The following is a 16114-nucleotide window of genomic DNA, read 5'->3' on the forward strand; positions in this document are numbered from 1 at the left end:
GCCTACGGGCTCTTGGGTCCGTCGACGCGCGGCAGCACCGCAGCGCAGTTTTTGCTTCCTTTTTTCTGCGCCAGCAAAAAAGGAAGTCGCCGTAAGGGCGAAATACGATGTAGGGATGACAGTCATCAGCCCCCACGCGGATGCGCGGCCATATTCAAGCGCCCCACTTCTTCATAAAAAAGGGCCGCTCCCCGGCAGGGGAACGGCCCTTCACCTCTTCAAACGAAGGGACTAGGCCTCCAGTTCCTTCATCAACCACTCCTTGATGGGCGGGGTCAACTCGAGGATGCCCTTGATGCCCTTGATGTCTTCGAGCAGCTGCTTGGCCAGGTCCTCGGGAATCTTCTTGGAACACAGGATGGTCGATCCGTAGTTGTCCATGCGCATGAGCACCACCTTGGGCTCACCCCAGGTGTCCATGGCGAAATATACCGAATATTCCCCGGACGTGGTCACCGGCGAACGCATGGCGTCGCGATAGTTGTTGTTGCCCCATTCCAGGTACAGGGTGACGGCATCCTCGTGGATCATGTCCCAGTTCACTTCGTTCAGCCACTGCCTGCATGCGTTGGTGTCGTCGCTCATATTTCCTCCAAAAGTGTGTTGTCCATTTTTTGATAATAAGTATCACTTGGAGTTCTGTCCAGCCTCTTACGGATCAATGCCGTCCTCCCGGTTCCGGCGCATCACCCAGACCAGCACCGCGAAGCCGAAAAGCAGCCCCAGCGCGGCCAGTTCGCGCACCCACAGTCCCCAGACCAGCACCCCGGCCAGCAGCAGCGCGCCCAGCAGCCGCGACCACTTGACCCGGTTCCACGGCGCGGCCGACCAGTTCTTCTCCCACTCCACGCCCCGGCGGGCCAGCCCGAACCACCAGTTCTCCGGCGGCGCGGGCAGGTCCAGCTCGAAAAATCCCGCGCCCAGCAGGATCAGCGAGGCGGCCAGCAACAGATAGCCGTGCGCGAACAGGGCCAGGCCGAACAGGACCAGGGCCGCCGCATGCAGGCTCCAGTTCCACGGCTGGCGGTGTCTCGACAACGCGAGCGCAAACAACGACGACGGCGTGACGGCCATGACTCCTCCCGCCCGACCATACAAACGACCTCGCCGTCATTGCAACCCATTACGGGTTTTTGTAAAACCGGAACACGGAGGACAAACATGGACACCTATCTCATCGCGCGGGCCGTGGCCGAACTCGGCGAATGCCTGCGCGCGCAAAATCACTTCCTGGCCACCGCCGAGTCCTGCACCGGCGGGCTGCTCGCCAGCACCCTGACCGATACCCCCGGCAGCTCCGAATGGTTCGCCGGGTCCGTGGTCGCCTACTCGAACACGGTCAAGAACAAACTCCTGGACGTGCCCGCCGCCACCCTCGAAGAACACGGCGCGGTCTCCGAACCCGTCGTCCTGGCCATGGCCCGGGGCGCGCTCAAGACCATCGGCGCGGACGTGTCCGTGGCCATCTCCGGCATCGCCGGACCCTCCGGCGGCACCCCGGACAAACCCGTGGGCACCGTCTGGATCGCCTGGGCCTGGCCCGACGGCATACGCGCCCGAAAATACCACTTCCAGGGCAACCGCGACCAGATCAAGGGACAATCCGTCATGACCGCCATCAACGGGCTGCTCGGCGTGACGAAGTAGCAAGGGGGCGTGAAAGGGCGAGCGGGGAATGCCTCCGGCGGCCCCTTCGGGACGCCGCATGGCCGCGCACAGCCAGGCCCTCCACCAAGCAGCACCCAACCCAACCGGATGCCATCCCGCGTCCGCACGCCCCTGCCGAAGGCACACAAAAAGTTTGGGAGAGTCCAGAGAACCCTTTTCAAAGGGTTCTCTGGCGGGGCCTGGGGCAGCGCCCCAGCCGTCGGAGACGCCCGCCCGGCGAGGGCCCGCCGGAGGCTTCTTCTACTCCATGCCCTCGTCCACGAGCAGGCCTCTGCCCGAGGCGGCGCCTCTGGCCAGGTCGTCCACGCGTTCGTTGAGCAGGTGACCGGCGTGTCCCTTGACCCAGTGGAAGGTGACGTCGTGTTCTTCGATGAGGGGCATGAGCCGTTGCCAGAGGTCCTGGTTCTTGACCGGTTTCTTGGCGGCGGTTTTCCAGCCGTTGCGTTGCCAGTTCTTGAGCCAGCGTTGGGTGATGGCCTGCTGGACGTATTTGGAGTCGGTCCAGAGGTCCACGGTGCAGGGGCGGGTCAGGGAGGACAGGCCGACGATGACGGCGAGGAGCTCCATGCGGTTGTTGGTGGTCCGCTTGTAGCCCTGGGAAAGTTCCTTGTAATTGGCACCGTTTTCGCCCTGGTATTCGCCGTGGATGAGGATGGCGCCGTAGCCGCCGGGGCCGGGGTTGCCGAGGCAGGAGCCGTCCGTATACATGGTCACGCGATCACTCACGCGCATTCTCCTTGTTCAATGAGTCGAGTTTCTTGAGGATTTCCACCAGGACCTCCTGGATGGCCAGGGGCCACTCGCCGTCGTCGAAGGACGGGAGCAGGAAGGTGGTCTTGAGGGAGTCGATGAATTCCGGGCCCAGCGCGGTGCGCATGAGCGGGGGGAAGCGCAGTTCGGCCGCGTTGATGGCCGGGGCGAGTCCCATGTACATGGTCTTGTCGTTCAGTTCCGGGACCACGAAGTCGCCGCCGTAGATCTGGATCTTGCAGTCCATCCCCCATTTTTCGCGCAGGGTCTGGGTGAAGGAGACGATCATCTTCTTCTGGTCCCTGGTCAGGGTCTTGGTCTCGTCGTAGACGGCGCTCTGCTGGTTCAGAACCTCGACCACGTGCTCGTTGTTCTTCATGAACGCCCAGATGACGGCGGCGAAGACGAGGATGAGCGCCAGGGAGCGGATGAGCTTTTCCCTGTGCGTGGAGCCGTGCACTCGGGGGATGGTGATGCGACGCATTTCCGCTTTCTATCGTGCGGGCGGGTTTCAGGCAAGGGCGAAGGGGGCCGCCCGCGCTTGTCGGGTCGGGACGGGGCTAGCCTTCGCCGCGCAGGGCCTGGATGGGGTCCAGGGACGCGGCCTGACGGGCGGGCTTGAGGCCGAAGACCAGGCCCACGGCCTGGGAGCCGGCCAGGGCCATGAAGAAGGCCTTCCACGAGAATTTGATGGTCAGGATGTCGAGGCGCGACAGGAACTGGCCGAGTCCCAGACCGAGGAACAGGCCGAGCACGCCGCCGAGCAGAGTCAGGGCGCAGGCCTCGACCAGGAATTGCAGCATGATGGCGGAGTTGCGTGCGCCCATGGCCTTTTTCAGGCCGATCTCCTCGGCCCGCTCCGAAACCGAGATGGAGAAGAGGTTGGCCAGGACGAAGCCGCCCACGAGCACGGCGATGCCCGCGGTCACGCCCAGGAACAGGGTCAGGCCGCCCTTGAAGAAGGCCAGGAACTTGAGGACCTCGTCGGCGGTCAGGATGGAGAAGTCGTCGTCATCCTCGGGGTTGAGGTGGTGCAGGTGGCGGAGCAGGGAGCGCAGGTTCTCGGTGTGCGCGGCCATGTAGTCCGGCTCCACGAACTTGACCCGCAGCGCCCGGAAATACTTGCGGTCCATGTTGTAGCGCTGGACCAGGGTGGACAGGGGGATGATGATCCGGTTGTCCACGTCGCCGCCCCCGCCCGAGGTCACGCCGCGATAGGACAGCTTGCCGACTACCTGGAACGGGATGCCCGAGACGTACAGGACCCGGCCCACGGGCGACTCGTCGCCGAACAGCTCCCGCGACGGCGTGTCGCCGAGCAGGGCGACTTTGGCCCCGATGCGCTCGTCCTCGGCCGACAGGTCGCGCCCCTCGCTCAGCGGCCAGTTCCAGGCCTTGGAGTAGTCCTGGGTGGTGCCCACTATGGTCACGTCCTGGTAGCTGCGGCTGCCCGCCCTGACCGTCTGCCCGCTCTTGGCCCGCATGGGCAGCACCTGGTACGCGCCGGGCAGGGAATCACGGATGCGGTCCGCGTCCTCGCGGCTCAGCGTCAGGGTGCGCATGCCCACCGCCCGCTTCTGGAAATTGCCGCCGAAGACCAGGGCCGCGTCCGGGCCGAACATGTCGACCATCTCCACGGCCATGCGGTTGGCCCCGTCCACCGCCGTGACGATCAGCGTCAGCGAGGCGATGCCGAAGGCCACGCCCAAGACCACGAAAACGGACCGCAACTTGAAGGCCCATACCGCCTCCAAGCCCATGCTCACCACCCTGCCAACAGTCCGCATCATTCGTGTGTCGCCTCCGGCGGCCGGGGAAGGGGAGAGAGGGAACCCTTTGGAAAGGGTTCCCTCTCTCCCCTTCCCCCGGACCCCCATCCCCTCTCACCCTCCCAAACTTTTTGGCGCCGCTGCGCGGGAGGGTGAGCCGGTTTTTTGTCTGTTTTTACATTACAAATATATCAACTTATCAAAAATTCATGCCGGGTATCCAAATACCCTCTCCGTCCTTCCGCTTCCCTCCGCCCCTGCCGAAGGCACATAAAAAATTTGGAAGGGGTGTCCAGGGGGGAAACTTTTTCAAAAGTTTCCCCCCTGGCCGCCGGAGGCATTTGTTTTCACGTCCTCGGCGATGCGGCCGTCGTGGAGGCGGATGATGCGGTCGGCCTCGCGGGCCACGTCCTCGTCGTGGGTGACGAGGACGATGGTCTGCCCGGCGCGGTGCACGTCGTGGAAGAGCTTCATGATCTCGGCCGAGGTGTTGGAGTCGAGCTGGCCCGTGGGTTCGTCGGCCAGGAGTATCCGCGGGTCGTTGAGCAGGGCCCGGGCCATGGCCACACGCTGCTGCTGGCCGCCGGACAGGCGCGAGGGCTTGAAGTGCATGCGGTCGGCCAGGCCCACGCGTTCGAGGAGGGCCTCGGCCCTTGAGAGCAGTTCGGCGCGCGGCCTGCCGGAGTAGAGGCCGGGCAGGATGACGTTCTCCAGGGCGGTGGCGTAGGAGATCAGGTAGAAGGACTGAAACACGAAGCCGAGCGCCTTGTTGCGCAGGTCGGACTGCTGGTCGTCGTCGAGGTTGGAGGCGTCTCGGCCGAGCAGATGGTAGACGCCCGAGGTGGGCCGGTCGAGCAGGCCGATGATGTGCAGCAGGGTGGACTTGCCCGAGCCGGACGTGCCCTGCAGGGCGATGAACTCGCCGGGGGCCACGTCCAGGGTGATGCCCTTGAGGACCTTGATGCCGGGGTCGGACTCGTCGCCCTTGCCCTGGAGGAAGGTCTTGGTGATCCCGTTCAGGGAGATGGCCGGTTCCATTACAGCCCCTTCTTGCCGACCTTGGCGCCGGGCAGGACGAGCTGGGTGGCGACCACGTCGCCCTCGGACAGGCCGTCCAGGACCTCGGAGGTCTCCAGGCCGACCAGGCCGAGCTTGGGCGTGACCTCCTCGGGCTGCTTTTCGGGGTCGGTCACGCGGAAGCAGACCTGGCGGTCCTTGACCCACTTGAGGGCGTTGTTGGGCACGACGAGCACGTCGTCCTTGGTCCGGACGATGATCTTGCACTGGGTGGTCATCTCCGGGCGCAGGAAGTCGGCCTGTTCGCGGGTGACCTTGACCAGGGTGCGGTAGTAGACGATGTTGTCGCGGATTTCCGGCTCGGGGTAGATGCGGTCCACCACGCCCTCGAAGACCTTTTCGCGGTAGGCGTCCACGGTGTAGCGCACGTGCAGGCCCGCCTTGACGCGGCCCACGTCGGTCTCGTCCACGTAGATCCACATCTCGAGCATTTCCGGATTGAGCACGGTGATCAGGTTGGACACGGACAGGCCGGAGACGATGGTCTCCCCCTCCTGGGCGGCCACCTGGCTGACCACGCCGTCGATGGGCGAGTAGATGCTGGTGTAGGACAGCTGGACGCGCAGGGTGTCGAGCTTGGCCTTGGCCGCGGCCACGCTGAAGCGGGCCATCTGGGCGTCCTGGGTGGCCACGTCCAGGGAGTCCTGGGCCTCCAGGCGCTTCTGGACCAGGGTGCGCTGGCGGGGCAGGTTCTTCTCCATGTACTGGAGCTTGGCCTGGGCCAGGTCGAGGTTGGCCTTGGCCTCACTGATGCGCGCCTTGAGCTCGCGGGCGTCGATGCGGGCCACGAGGTCGCCCTTCCGGACGTGGTCGCCGACCTTGACGGGCACGGATTCGAGCACGCCGGTGGCCTGGGCCCCGATCTTGACCTGGGCGCCCACCTGGGCCTTGACGATGCCGGTGGCCTCCAGAACCTTGGAGACGCTGCCCCTGGCGACCTTGGCGGTCTTGAGAACCTTGATCCTGTCCGTGGACTGTCCGGCGGTGAAGTACCAGACGCCGCCTCCGGTGAGGAGCGCGGCGATGAGGATGAATATGAGCTTCTTCATGTCTGCTTGTCTTGTTCCTGTTCGATTTCCCGGCGCAGCATGGCGGAAAAATCAGCGGGTTTGAACGGCCTGCGGCCGAAGAGCACGTCGCGGAAGGTCACGGCCCTGAAGGCGTAGCCGCACCCCTGCGGCAACCGGCCGCCATGGTAATATAGCGACTTGGACGGATAATTTCCACACAAAGCGGGCCGGGTGTCGTGATCGGTGCAGAGGTTGTCCTCGCCGAGCAGGGCGCAGTCGAAGAGCAGGTACCCGTCCGCATTGCGTTTTTTCGGGCGGAACCGGGCGTGTTCCGGGGCCTCGGCCACCAGCCGCTCGAACTGGGACAGGCTGCGCAGCCAGCGCCCCCGGTCGCGCAGGAGCACGGACCGGCAGCAGCGGCCGCACAGGGTGCACCGCCCGACCACCTCCACCTCGCGGCGCAGGACGCGGGAGCGGAAACGGCGAAACAGGCCGGTCGGGGAGTCGAGGCCGGCGAGCCAGTCGAGCGGGTTCACGCCCGACGCTCCCGGATGCCGCCCCAAGGGGTGACGCGCATGCATTTTCCTCCGGCTTTTCTTGACCTGAACACGCAATATGCCTACTTGTGGGTCATTATGAATTGGGATTGGGACAAATTACAAAAGCAGCAACAGGGGCGCCCCGGCGGCAAGCCGCCGAGCTTCGACGATTTCCAGGACCAGCTCGAGAAACTGAAGAAGTTCAAGCTGCCCGGTTGGAAGTTCGTCATTCCTATTTTCATCCTCCTCTGGATCGCCAGCGGGTTCTACATCGTGGAGCCCGACGAGGTGGGCGTGGTCAAGCAGTTCGGCAAGTTCAACCGCGTCACCACCGCGGGTCCGAACTACCACATCCCCTACCCGGTGGAAAGCGTGCTCACCCCCAAGGTGACGCAGATCCGGCGTATCGAGTTCGGCTTCCGGTCCGTGGGGCCCGTCACGCAGAGCTTCCAGCAGGGGTCCAGCCGCGAGGTCAAGGAAGAGTCCCTGATGCTCACCGGCGACGAGAACATCGTCTCCGTACAGTTCATCGTCCAGTACATGATCAAGGATGCACAGAATTACCTGTTCAACGTCAATGACCCCGAGCAGACCCTGGCCCACGCGGGCGAGGCGGCCATGCGCGAGGTCATCGGCAACGGCAAGATCGACGACGCCCTGACCACGGGCAAGCAGGAGATCCAGGTCCAGACCAGGGAGCTCATGCAGCGCATCCTCGACAACTACAAGACCGGCCTGTCCGTGGTCGCGGTACAGATGCAGAACGTGCATCCGCCGGACGAGGTCATCGAGGCCTTCAAGGATGTGGCCTCCGCCCGCGAGGACAAGAGCCGCTACATCAACGAGGCCGAGGCGTACCAGCGCGACATCCTGCCCAAGGCGCGCGGCGAGGCCGCCCGCATCACCAACGCGGCCCAGGCCTACAAGGAGGCCAAGGTCCGCAAGTCGGAGGGCGACGCGGCCCGGTTCCTGTCCGTGCTCAGAGAGTACGAGAAGGCCAAGGACATCACCCGCGAGCGGCTGTACCTGGAGACCATGGAGGCCATCCTGGCCAACCCGGACACCGAAAAGCTGGTCATGTCCGAAGACGCCCTCAAGCAATCCGTACCCTATCTCCCCCTGGACAAGCAGCCGCGCCCGGCCGCTCCCAAGGAAGCACAGTAAAGGGGGAGGTCCGACATGAAGAAAACGACCATCATACTCGGCATCGTCATCGTCCTCGGGGCCTTCGCCCTGACCTCCGCGGCCTTCACCGTGGATCAGACCCAGCAGGCCATCGTCATCCAGCTCGGCCGGCCGGTCAGCGGCCAGCTCGGCCCCGGCCTGCACTTCAAGCTGCCCGTGGTCCAGACCGTGGTCTTCTTCGACGCGCGCATCCTGGACTTCGACGCCAAGCCCGAGGAGATCACCACCACGGACAAGAAGTACATGAACGTGGACTCCTACACCAAGTGGCGGATCATCGACCCGCTGACCTTCTACACCAAGGTGCGCACCATCCAGGGCGCCCGGGCCCGGCTGGACGACATCGTCCGCTCGCAGCTCCGGGTGGCGCTGGGCCGCTACACCCTGATCGAGGTGGTCTCGCACAAGCGCCAGGAGATCATGGACGCGGTGACCAAACGCTCCAAGGAGCTGCTCGAACCCTACGGCATCGAGGTCCTCGACGTGCGCATCAAGCGCACGGACCTGCCCGCGGAGAACGCCCGGTCCATCTACGGGCGCATGAAGGCCGAGCGTGAGCGCCAGGCCAAGCAGTACCGCTCCGAAGGCCAGGAGGCCTCGGCCAAGATCAAGGCCAACGCGGACAAGGAACGGACCATCATCCTGGCCGACGCCCAGAAGCAGGCCGAGATCATCCGCGGCGAGGGCGACGCCCAGGCCACCAAGGTCTATGCCCAGGCCCTGGGGCAAAATCCCGACTTCTACGAATTCACCCGGAGCCTGGACGCCTACCGGCGCGGTTTCGACAAGAACACCCGCTTCATCCTGACCCCGAAAAGTCCCTTCCTGAAACATCTGCAATAGAAAGACGACGAGACCATAAGATGAGGATGTGGTCACATGAGGGCCACATCCTTTTTCTTTTGCCAAAAATAACCTTAAACGATATCATTGACATTATCGGGAGATTCTCCCAAAGTCGCCAGGAGATTTTCCCGGCACCTTTTTTGTCGGTGGAACCTGTCGTTTGGTACGGGGGTTACCCCCTTTGATAAAATATAATGGCGGACATACAAGGATTGCCATATCCCGATAATAGGGAAGGCCTCCCCCATGCCGTCATCACTCGTTAAGGAGCGACTATGCCCAAGAAGAAACGGAGATGTGACGAAGCGCAGCTCAAGTGGTTCGAGGAAGCGCTTGAGCGCATCAAGAAGGCGACCGGGGCCCGTACCCAGGTCCAGTTGGCCGAGGTGCTCGACGTCAGACAGTCGAGCATTTCCGACGCCAAGCGCCGATGCTCAATCCCCGCGGACTGGTTTTTGAAATTGTACCGCAGCCACGGTCTGGACCCGGACTGGCTGTCCGAGGGCGTGGAGCCCGTGTACATCAATGCGGACAAGGCCAAGGTCCCGGCCGACACCCTGCTGCGCGAGACCCCGGCCCCCTACGGCCGGATGAACTCCCGCGGCCGCCTGGTGCCGGTCTCCACCATGGCCGGCGCGGACAAGGACGCCGCCGATTGGGAGCCCAAGTCCATCGAGGAGCTGTCCGTGCCCGAGTCCTTCTGCCGCCCCAGGCTGCTGGTGGTCAAGGTGGACTCCGCGAGCATGGACCCGGTCATCACGCGCGGCGCCTTCGTGGGCATCGACCGCGACCAGAGCGAGCATCCCGACGGCGACCTGTGCGCGGTCCACTTCCCGCACCAGGGCCTGACCATTCGCCGGGTCTTCCACCAGGGGGACACCTTCCTGCTCAAGGCGGACAACGACCAGTATTCCGACCTGACCATCCCGGCCGAAGAGATGAACGCCCGCACCGTGGGCCGGGTCATCTGGGTCCTGCAGAACCTCGCCCCCATGTAGGCCGAGGCGCGGATTCCGGCCTCGTCAGACGAAAAAACGGGCCGTCCGGACAACGGGCGGCCCTTTTTTTGCGCCCGAAACGCGCGGGGAACGCACCCGGACGCATGTCCCCTTGACTTGAAAGCGCAAGCGGCCCTACTCTCCGTGCCATGAGCACCCCCAAGAAGACCACCACCGAGGCCAAGGCCAAGCCCGTCACCGCGCCCGACATCCAGGCCATGAAGGGCGGCGAAAAAATCTGCTGCATGACCGCCTACGACTACCCGTCCGGGCTCATCGTGGACCAGGCGGGCGTGGACCTCGTCCTGGTGGGCGACTCCCTGGCCATGGTCGTACTCGGCCGCGAGGACACCCTGTCCGTGACCGTGGACGAGATGGTCCACCACACCCGGGCCGCGGCCCGGGGCGTCCGGCGCGCCCTGCTGGTGGCCGACATGCCGTTCATGTCCTTCGCCACCGTGGAGCGGGCCCTGTGCACCGCGCACCGGCTCATGGGCGAGGGCGGGGCCCGGGCGGTCAAGCTCGAGGGCGGCCGGGCCGTGGTCCCGCAGATCACCGCCCTGGTCGAGGCGGGCGTGCCGGTCATGGCCCACGTGGGGCTGACCCCGCAGCACGTGGCCAAATTCGGCGGGTTCAAGGCCCAGGGCAAGTCCGCCGAGGCCACCCGCGTGCTCATCGAGGACGCCCAGGCAGTGGAGGAGGCCGGGGCCTTCAGCGTGGTCCTGGAGGCCATGCCCGTGGAGGCCGCCCGGCTCGTCACCGAGGCCGTGACCATCCCGACCATCGGCATCGGCGCGGGCAACGTGACCGACGGCCAGATCCTGGTCTACCACGACGCGCTCGGCCTGTTCGACCGCTTCACGCCCAAGTTCGTGCGCCGCTTCGCCGAGCTGGGCGAGGCCTCGCGCAAGGCCGTGGAGATGTACTGCGCCGAGGTCCGCAAGACCACCTTCCCCGGCGACAAGAACACCTTCTACATGCCCGAGGCCGAACTGGCGCAGGTCCGCAAGATCAAGGTCAAACCCAAGAAGAAGTAGATGACCCTCGACCTCTCCTGGCCGGTCCTCTGGAACGGCCTGTTCTGGCCGCTGATCAGGCTGACCTTCTATATCTCCGTGGCCCTGATGGTGGGCATCCTCATCGAGTCCCTGAACTGGACCCGCTACGCGGCCAAGCTGGCCGAGCCCCTGGCCCGGCGCGCCCGGCTCAAGGACATCTCGGCGGCCAGCTTCACCATGGCCTTCTTCTCCGGGCTGACGGCCAACACCATGCTCGCCGAGGCCCACGAAAAGGGTGAACTGTCGGACCGGGAGCTGGTCCTGTCCAACCTGTTCAACTCCCTGCCCACCTATTTCCTGCACCTGCCGACCATCTTCTTCATCGCCAGCCCGTTCATCGGCTCGGCGGCCTACACCTACGTGGGGCTGACCGCCCTGGCCTCGGTCCTGCGGACCATGGGCATCGTCCTGGCGGGCAAGTTCCTGCTCCCGCCCCTGCCCGAGGGATGCCTGCCCTGCCGCTTGGCCGAGATCGACAAGCGCTGGAACGGGCACCGGGTCAAGATCACCTGGGTCCGCCTGCGCCGGAGGCCCGGCCCGGTCCTGCGCATTCTCGGCCGGAGGCTGGCCGCCACCCTGTCCCGGGCGCTCAGGGGGGCCTGGAAGCGGTTCACCAAACGGCTGCCCAAGATCCTCTACCTGACCTGCCCCATCTACGCCCTGTTCTTCGTGCTCAAGCAGCTCGGCCTGTTCGCCTGGCTCCAGTCGGCCATGGCGGGCGGGATTCCCCTGTTCACCTTCCTGCCGCCCGAGGCCCTGTCCATCGTGGCCTTCCACATGGCCGCCGAGTTCACCGCCGGGCTGGCCGTGGCCAGCGCGCTGATCGCCGACACCTCCCTGACCCAGGTGCAGGTCATCCTGGCCCTCATGCTCGGCAACGTGCTCTCCTCCCCGGTGCGCGCCTTCCGCCACCAGTTCCCCTACTACGCGGGCATCTTCCGGCCGCGCATGGCCTTCAAGCTTATCCTCTACAACCAGGTCTCCCGCAGCCTGACCATCGCCCTGGTGGGCGCGGTCTACGCCCTGATCATGCACTGATCCCGTCCGGGTTTGTGCAACGCTGCACAAATATTTGTGCAATGCACATCACATTGCACAAATGTTGAACATGCAACGAATGTATAACGCACCGAAATCATTGACTTCAAGTGTTTGGCACGCCCTGTGCTAAAAGCAGGTCATGATTGATGCAGTTACCGTCACTCTCATCATCCTGGTCGCCGTGTTGTTGCGGCGGCCCCTCCTCACCGACCCGGACGCCGACCCCGGCGTCCGGGAAGTGGAGGAAGATTCAGGCTTCACGGCCGGGGTCCCCGTGCCCGTCCGGACGACAACCCCCCATCCCGTCCGGGTGAAACGACGCAGGGACCGGGTCATCTAGCATACACCATACCTCCCTTGAAAAGCAGTTTCTAACCTCAAACCCCTCCTCAAAAGCAGACCTCTAACCCCTCGAAAGGGCCGCGCAAGCGGCCCTTTCCCCGTTTTGGGGCAGGCCGCGCCTTATCCGGTCTTTTCGGGCCGATTCCTTGTCATATTTGCCCTAACGGCGTATGCATATGGCAAATCGGCATACTCAAACGGCCCGGACGTGCGCATGAACGACCTCGACAAGGAACACGCCCTCACCGGCGGCAACCTGCTGGAACTCACCGATGACGAGCGCATCGCCCGCGTGGTCGAACGGATCGAGGCCAAGTTCCTCGACTATGACGGCTACGACTTCTCCCGGCGCCAGACCCTCGCCCTGAACATCTTCTTCGAACTCGCCCAGGAGATGCGCGGCCGCGAAATGTTCTACGCGGTCTGCATGGCCATCCCCCTGGCCCTGTTCAACCTCGAATCGACCATGTACATCCTCGAGGACGAGGAGACCTTCGCCCTGGCCGCCTGCTCCTCGGGCAAGTGCGACAAGGAGTCCACCCAGCCCTGGAGCGACGTCATGAACGAGCGGCTGACCATCCGGGGCGAGAGCATGTACGTGCCCATCCGGGGCAACCCGGAATTCAACGACATGCTCGCCTTCGAGCCGCCCCACAACGTGCTCGGCAGCTTCGTCATGCGCCCCTGCGCGGGCATGCCCGGCCATGCCCGGCTCTTCCTCGAAAAGTACGTCAACCGCGTGGGCTACCAACTGCACCACCGGATCATCCGCGCCCGCAACCGCGAGCACATCGCCTTCATCAAGTCCATGGTCCAGGACATCGGGCACAACGTCATCGTGCCCAACATGTACTTCAAGCTCTATTTCAACCGGCTCAAGCGCAAGATCGAGCAGCTGCACCTGACCACCACCTCCATCCTGGGCGAGCTGAACAAGGGCGCCAGCCCGGAACTGGTCGCCGAGGGCAACCGGCTGGCCGAGATCGCCGGGGGCATCGAGGCCCAGTACCAGGAGATCTACTCCCACTACGAGTCCACCTCCATGTTCCTGGAGACCCTGCTCAGGCGGCGGCACTTCGAGGAGGGCCGCTACGTGCTCGACAAGCGGGACGTGAACCTGCGGACCACGGTCATCGATCCGGTCATCGAGCGTTTCCGCCACCGCTTCGAGGAACAGCACATCCGCCTGATCCTGGCCACGGAGTGCGCCGAGGACCAGGTCATCCGCCTGGTCCTGGACCGGGGCCTGATCGCCCAGGTCCTCGACAACCTCCTGTCCAACGCCCTGAAATACACGGAAAAGGTTGTCATCCCGGAAGGCCGGAAGGAAAAGCGCGCCACCTACGGCTGGAAGGTCCTCGAAGACTTCTTCGGCCCGGGCAAGCCCGGCATCCGGCTGTGGATCACCTCCTCGGGCGCCGCCCTGGACCTGAACGAGCCCATGGACGTGTTCAAGCCCGGCTTCCGCGCGGGCAACGTGGCCCACAAGTCCGGCACCGGACGCGGCCTCTACTTCGTCCGCCAGGTGGTCGAGCTGCACGGCGGCAAGGTCTCCTACGAACACACCCCCGACGGGAATACGTTCTCCTTTGTCCTGCCCTTCGAGCAGACGTAATTTTGTTGGCGGCGGCTTGCGATAGCGGGCCGTCTGCACATTTTTTCCAGGGGGCTTTCGTCCTCACGTAGGCCCACTACGCTGCGGCGAAAGCCCCCTGGAAGAAAATGCACAGCCAACCCACTCTCACAAGCCTCGGTCTGGGCGTTTGGGGGAGGGGCGGTTGTTGGTTGTTAGGGGTGGGGCGCGAAGAAGAGCGGGGGGGTGTCCGCTTGACAAGCGGGGGCGGGTCCTGTCCAATCGCAAGTCGACCCCACTTCAGCCCCGGAGCCCGCATGGATTTGGATACCTATCTGGTCTTTCTGACCGCCACCGTGGTGGTGCTGCTCATTCCCGGCCCCACCGTGATGATGGTCGTGGGCAGCTCGCTCACCCAGGGACGGCGCGCCGCCGTGCCCCTGGCGCTGGGCGTGGGGCTCGGCAACTTCGTGGCCGCCGTGGCCTCCCTGGCCGGGCTGGGCATGCTGCTCGCCGCGTCCGCCGAGCTGTTCGCGGTCTTCAAGTGGGCGGGCGCGGCCTATCTCGTGTACCTGGGCGTCAAGGCCTGGCGGGCCGACCCCGCCGCCGGGACCGGGCCGGACTGCGTGCGCCCGGCCAGCAACCGGACCCACCTGCTCAACGCCTGTCTGGTCACGGCCACCAACCCCAAGGCCATCGTCTTCCTGTGCGCCTTCCTGCCCCAGTTCATCGCCCCGGACCGGCCCCAGCTGCCCCAGCTGCTCCTCCTCGAAATCACCGTCCAGGCCCTGACCATGGTCGTGGCCCTGTTCTACGCCCTGCTCGCGGTCAAGGCCCGACGCATCGTGGCCAACCCCCGGTCCATGAAGACCATCAACCGCATCGGCGGCACCACCCTGATCGGCGCGGGGATCCTGACTGCGGCGCTGAAGCGGGCGTAACGGAAGGCCGCTTCACGTTTTTTCCCGCCGGACGATCGCCGGTCCCTGAACCAAACAAAAACGCCCCCGGACCAGGCCGGTCCGGGGGCGCGATGCTTTCCTTGACGGCGGATCAGTCCGCTTCCACAGCCCGTTCCGGTGCGAGCGCGGCCGCCTTCCTGGCCAGGAGGCGGCGGTAGTAGGACAGGCACAGGCAGGTCATGGGCAGGGCGATGAGCAGGCCCAGGAAGCCGAGGAGGCGGCCCCAGATGGACAGGGACAGGAGGATGAGCCACGGGGACAAGCCCAGGCTCTCGCCCTGGATCTTCGGCACCAGAACCGCGTCCTGAATGACCTGGACCACGCCCATGACCAGCACGGCCAGGCCGATGCCCAGCCAGATGGATTCGCCCGCCTCCAGCGAGTTCAGCCCGGCCAGGAACAGGACCGGCACGGCCCCGGCCACACCCAGATAGGGCGCGATGTTCAGGATGCCGATGAGCATGCCCATGACCAGTCCCAGGGGCAGGCCGATGAGCACGAAGCCGACGGACATGAGCACGCCCACCAGCAGGCAGACGATGATCTGGCCCCGGAAATAGAGCCCCATGGTCCTCTCGAACTCGTCCAGGAACCCGACCACGCCCTCGCGATACGACGCGGGCAGGTAGTCCTGCCACCCGGCCTTGATGCGCCCGAAATCGGCCAGCAGAAAGATGACGTAGAGCAGGATGACGAACACCCCGAACAGCCCGGCCGCCGCGTTGATCGCGCCCACGGCCACGCCCCGGATGCCGGGGACCACGTTGCCGAGCACGGTCCTGGCCGCGTTCAGTGCGCCCTGGGCCGTGAACAGGTCCCGCACCTCGGGCGACTGCGCGGTCTCGCGCACCCAGGCCCAGATGTCCGGCGGCAGATGCGCGGCCACCTTGTCCGCGAACTCCGTGTTGGAGACCAGTCGCGAAAGGACCTGGCCCATGTGGGCGAACTCCTTGACCATCATGGGCACCACCAACAGGACCACCCCGGCCACCGCCGCCAGCAGAAGCAGCATGGTCAGCAGCACGGCCACCCCGCGATTGCCCACCCGCCGCTCCACCCAGCAGGTCAGCGGATTGAGCAGATAGGCCACCAGCAGGGCCGCCACGAACGGCACCAGCACGCCCGACAGATAGTCCAGCAGCCAGACCATGCCGATGAAAAACCCGGCCCCCAATACCATCCGCACCACGGAATCCAGGGTGTACGGCTTGCCGCTCTCGAACATGGCCCCTCCTGAAAAAACTGCAAGGATTCGAATCTATCCGCCTCCTTACCAGCCCGCCCCGTTTTAGACAA

At 64.9% G+C, this 16114-nt stretch carries 18 protein-coding genes; 9 read left to right on the top strand and 9 right to left on the bottom strand.

From position 1 onward, the window contains the following. Positions 1 to 231: 231 nt before the first annotated feature. Both DND132_RS09000 and DND132_RS18480 read right to left on the bottom strand, forming a co-directional pair. Positions 232 to 585 (bottom strand): DVU0772 family protein, encoded by a 354-nt coding sequence (locus tag DND132_RS09000; protein ID WP_014322414.1) that lies wholly within the window; start codon positions 583 to 585, stop codon positions 232 to 234. 66 nt (positions 586 to 651) lie between these two features. Further along, complete coding sequence (locus DND132_RS18480) at positions 652 to 1038, bottom strand: hypothetical protein (RefSeq protein ID WP_238528154.1); 387 nt, start codon at positions 1036 to 1038, stop codon at positions 652 to 654. Between the two features lie 123 nt (positions 1039 to 1161). Here DND132_RS18480 and DND132_RS09010 point away from each other — a divergent pair, with 123 nt between their 5' ends. Continuing rightward, complete coding sequence (locus DND132_RS09010; RefSeq protein ID WP_014322416.1) at positions 1162 to 1647, top strand: CinA family protein; 486 nt, start codon at positions 1162 to 1164, stop codon at positions 1645 to 1647. 261 nt (positions 1648 to 1908) lie between these two features. On the opposite strand, the gene rnhA is transcribed toward DND132_RS09010, so the two are convergent. The 6 genes from rnhA to DND132_RS09040 form a co-directional block, all read right to left on the bottom strand. After that, complete coding sequence (gene rnhA, locus DND132_RS09015; protein ID WP_041915758.1) at positions 1909 to 2400, bottom strand: ribonuclease HI; 492 nt, start codon at positions 2398 to 2400, stop codon at positions 1909 to 1911. Beyond that, a complete protein-coding gene (locus tag DND132_RS09020; RefSeq protein WP_014322418.1) occupies positions 2387 to 2902 on the bottom strand; it encodes a hypothetical protein in 516 nt (171 codons plus the stop codon). The genes rnhA and DND132_RS09020 overlap by 14 nt, the downstream gene beginning before the upstream one ends. 76 nt (positions 2903 to 2978) lie before the next feature. Then, positions 2979 to 4208, bottom strand: coding sequence for an ABC transporter permease (locus DND132_RS09025; RefSeq protein ID WP_041915759.1), 1230 nt, complete (start codon positions 4206 to 4208; stop codon positions 2979 to 2981). 288 nt (positions 4209 to 4496) lie between these two features. Further along, on the bottom strand, positions 4497 to 5225 hold the full coding sequence (locus DND132_RS09030) for an ABC transporter ATP-binding protein (protein WP_014322420.1): 729 nt from the start codon (positions 5223 to 5225) through the stop codon (positions 4497 to 4499). Beyond that, positions 5225 to 6313, bottom strand: coding sequence for an efflux RND transporter periplasmic adaptor subunit (locus DND132_RS09035; RefSeq protein ID WP_014322421.1), 1089 nt, complete (start codon positions 6311 to 6313; stop codon positions 5225 to 5227). The genes DND132_RS09030 and DND132_RS09035 overlap by 1 nt, the downstream gene beginning before the upstream one ends. Beyond that, positions 6310 to 6810: a YkgJ family cysteine cluster protein gene (locus DND132_RS09040; RefSeq protein WP_014322422.1), complete on the bottom strand. Its 501-nt coding sequence runs from the start codon at positions 6808 to 6810 to the stop codon at positions 6310 to 6312. The genes DND132_RS09035 and DND132_RS09040 overlap by 4 nt, the downstream gene beginning before the upstream one ends. Before the next feature lie 99 nt (positions 6811 to 6909). Here DND132_RS09040 and hflK point away from each other — a divergent pair, with 99 nt between their 5' ends. The 8 genes from hflK to DND132_RS09080 all read left to right on the top strand — a co-directional run bounded on the left by hflK (position 6910) and on the right by DND132_RS09080 (position 14797). Then, positions 6910 to 7977 carry an FtsH protease activity modulator HflK gene (gene hflK / locus DND132_RS09045; protein ID WP_041915760.1) on the top strand — a complete coding sequence of 356 codons (1068 nt, stop codon included), beginning with the start codon at positions 6910 to 6912 and terminating at the stop codon, positions 7975 to 7977. 15 nt (positions 7978 to 7992) lie between these two features. Next, entirely contained in the window at positions 7993 to 8841 is an 849-nt protein-coding gene (gene hflC / locus DND132_RS09050; RefSeq protein ID WP_014322424.1) for a protease modulator HflC, read from the top strand. A gap of 278 nt (positions 8842 to 9119) precedes the next feature. After that, complete coding sequence (locus DND132_RS09055; protein ID WP_014322425.1) at positions 9120 to 9842, top strand: LexA family transcriptional regulator; 723 nt, start codon at positions 9120 to 9122, stop codon at positions 9840 to 9842. Positions 9843 to 9991: 149 nt separating this feature from the next. Next, positions 9992 to 10879 (top strand): 3-methyl-2-oxobutanoate hydroxymethyltransferase, encoded by an 888-nt coding sequence (gene panB, locus DND132_RS09060; RefSeq protein ID WP_014322426.1) that lies wholly within the window; start codon positions 9992 to 9994, stop codon positions 10877 to 10879. Then, on the top strand, positions 10880 to 11938 hold the full coding sequence (locus DND132_RS09065) for a membrane protein (RefSeq protein WP_014322427.1): 1059 nt from the start codon (positions 10880 to 10882) through the stop codon (positions 11936 to 11938). It begins immediately after the preceding gene. 142 nt (positions 11939 to 12080) lie between these two features. Next, positions 12081 to 12281 carry a hypothetical protein gene (locus tag DND132_RS09070; RefSeq protein ID WP_014322428.1) on the top strand — a complete coding sequence of 67 codons (201 nt, stop codon included), beginning with the start codon at positions 12081 to 12083 and terminating at the stop codon, positions 12279 to 12281. 216 nt (positions 12282 to 12497) lie between these two features. Further along, positions 12498 to 13898 carry a sensor histidine kinase gene (locus tag DND132_RS09075; protein ID WP_014322429.1) on the top strand — a complete coding sequence of 467 codons (1401 nt, stop codon included), beginning with the start codon at positions 12498 to 12500 and terminating at the stop codon, positions 13896 to 13898. Between the two features lie 275 nt (positions 13899 to 14173). After that, on the top strand, positions 14174 to 14797 hold the full coding sequence (locus DND132_RS09080) for a LysE family translocator (RefSeq protein WP_014322430.1): 624 nt from the start codon (positions 14174 to 14176) through the stop codon (positions 14795 to 14797). 112 nt (positions 14798 to 14909) lie between these two features. Here DND132_RS09080 and DND132_RS09085 read toward each other — a convergent pair whose 3' ends face one another. Continuing rightward, a complete protein-coding gene (locus DND132_RS09085; protein ID WP_014322431.1) occupies positions 14910 to 16043 on the bottom strand; it encodes an AI-2E family transporter in 1134 nt (377 codons plus the stop codon). Between the last annotated feature and the right edge of the window lie 71 nt (positions 16044 to 16114).

Origin of the sequence: Pseudodesulfovibrio mercurii, assembly GCF_000189295.2 — a bacterium.
In the GTDB taxonomy this organism is placed as follows: Bacteria; Desulfobacterota; Desulfovibrionia; order Desulfovibrionales; family Desulfovibrionaceae; genus Pseudodesulfovibrio; species Pseudodesulfovibrio mercurii.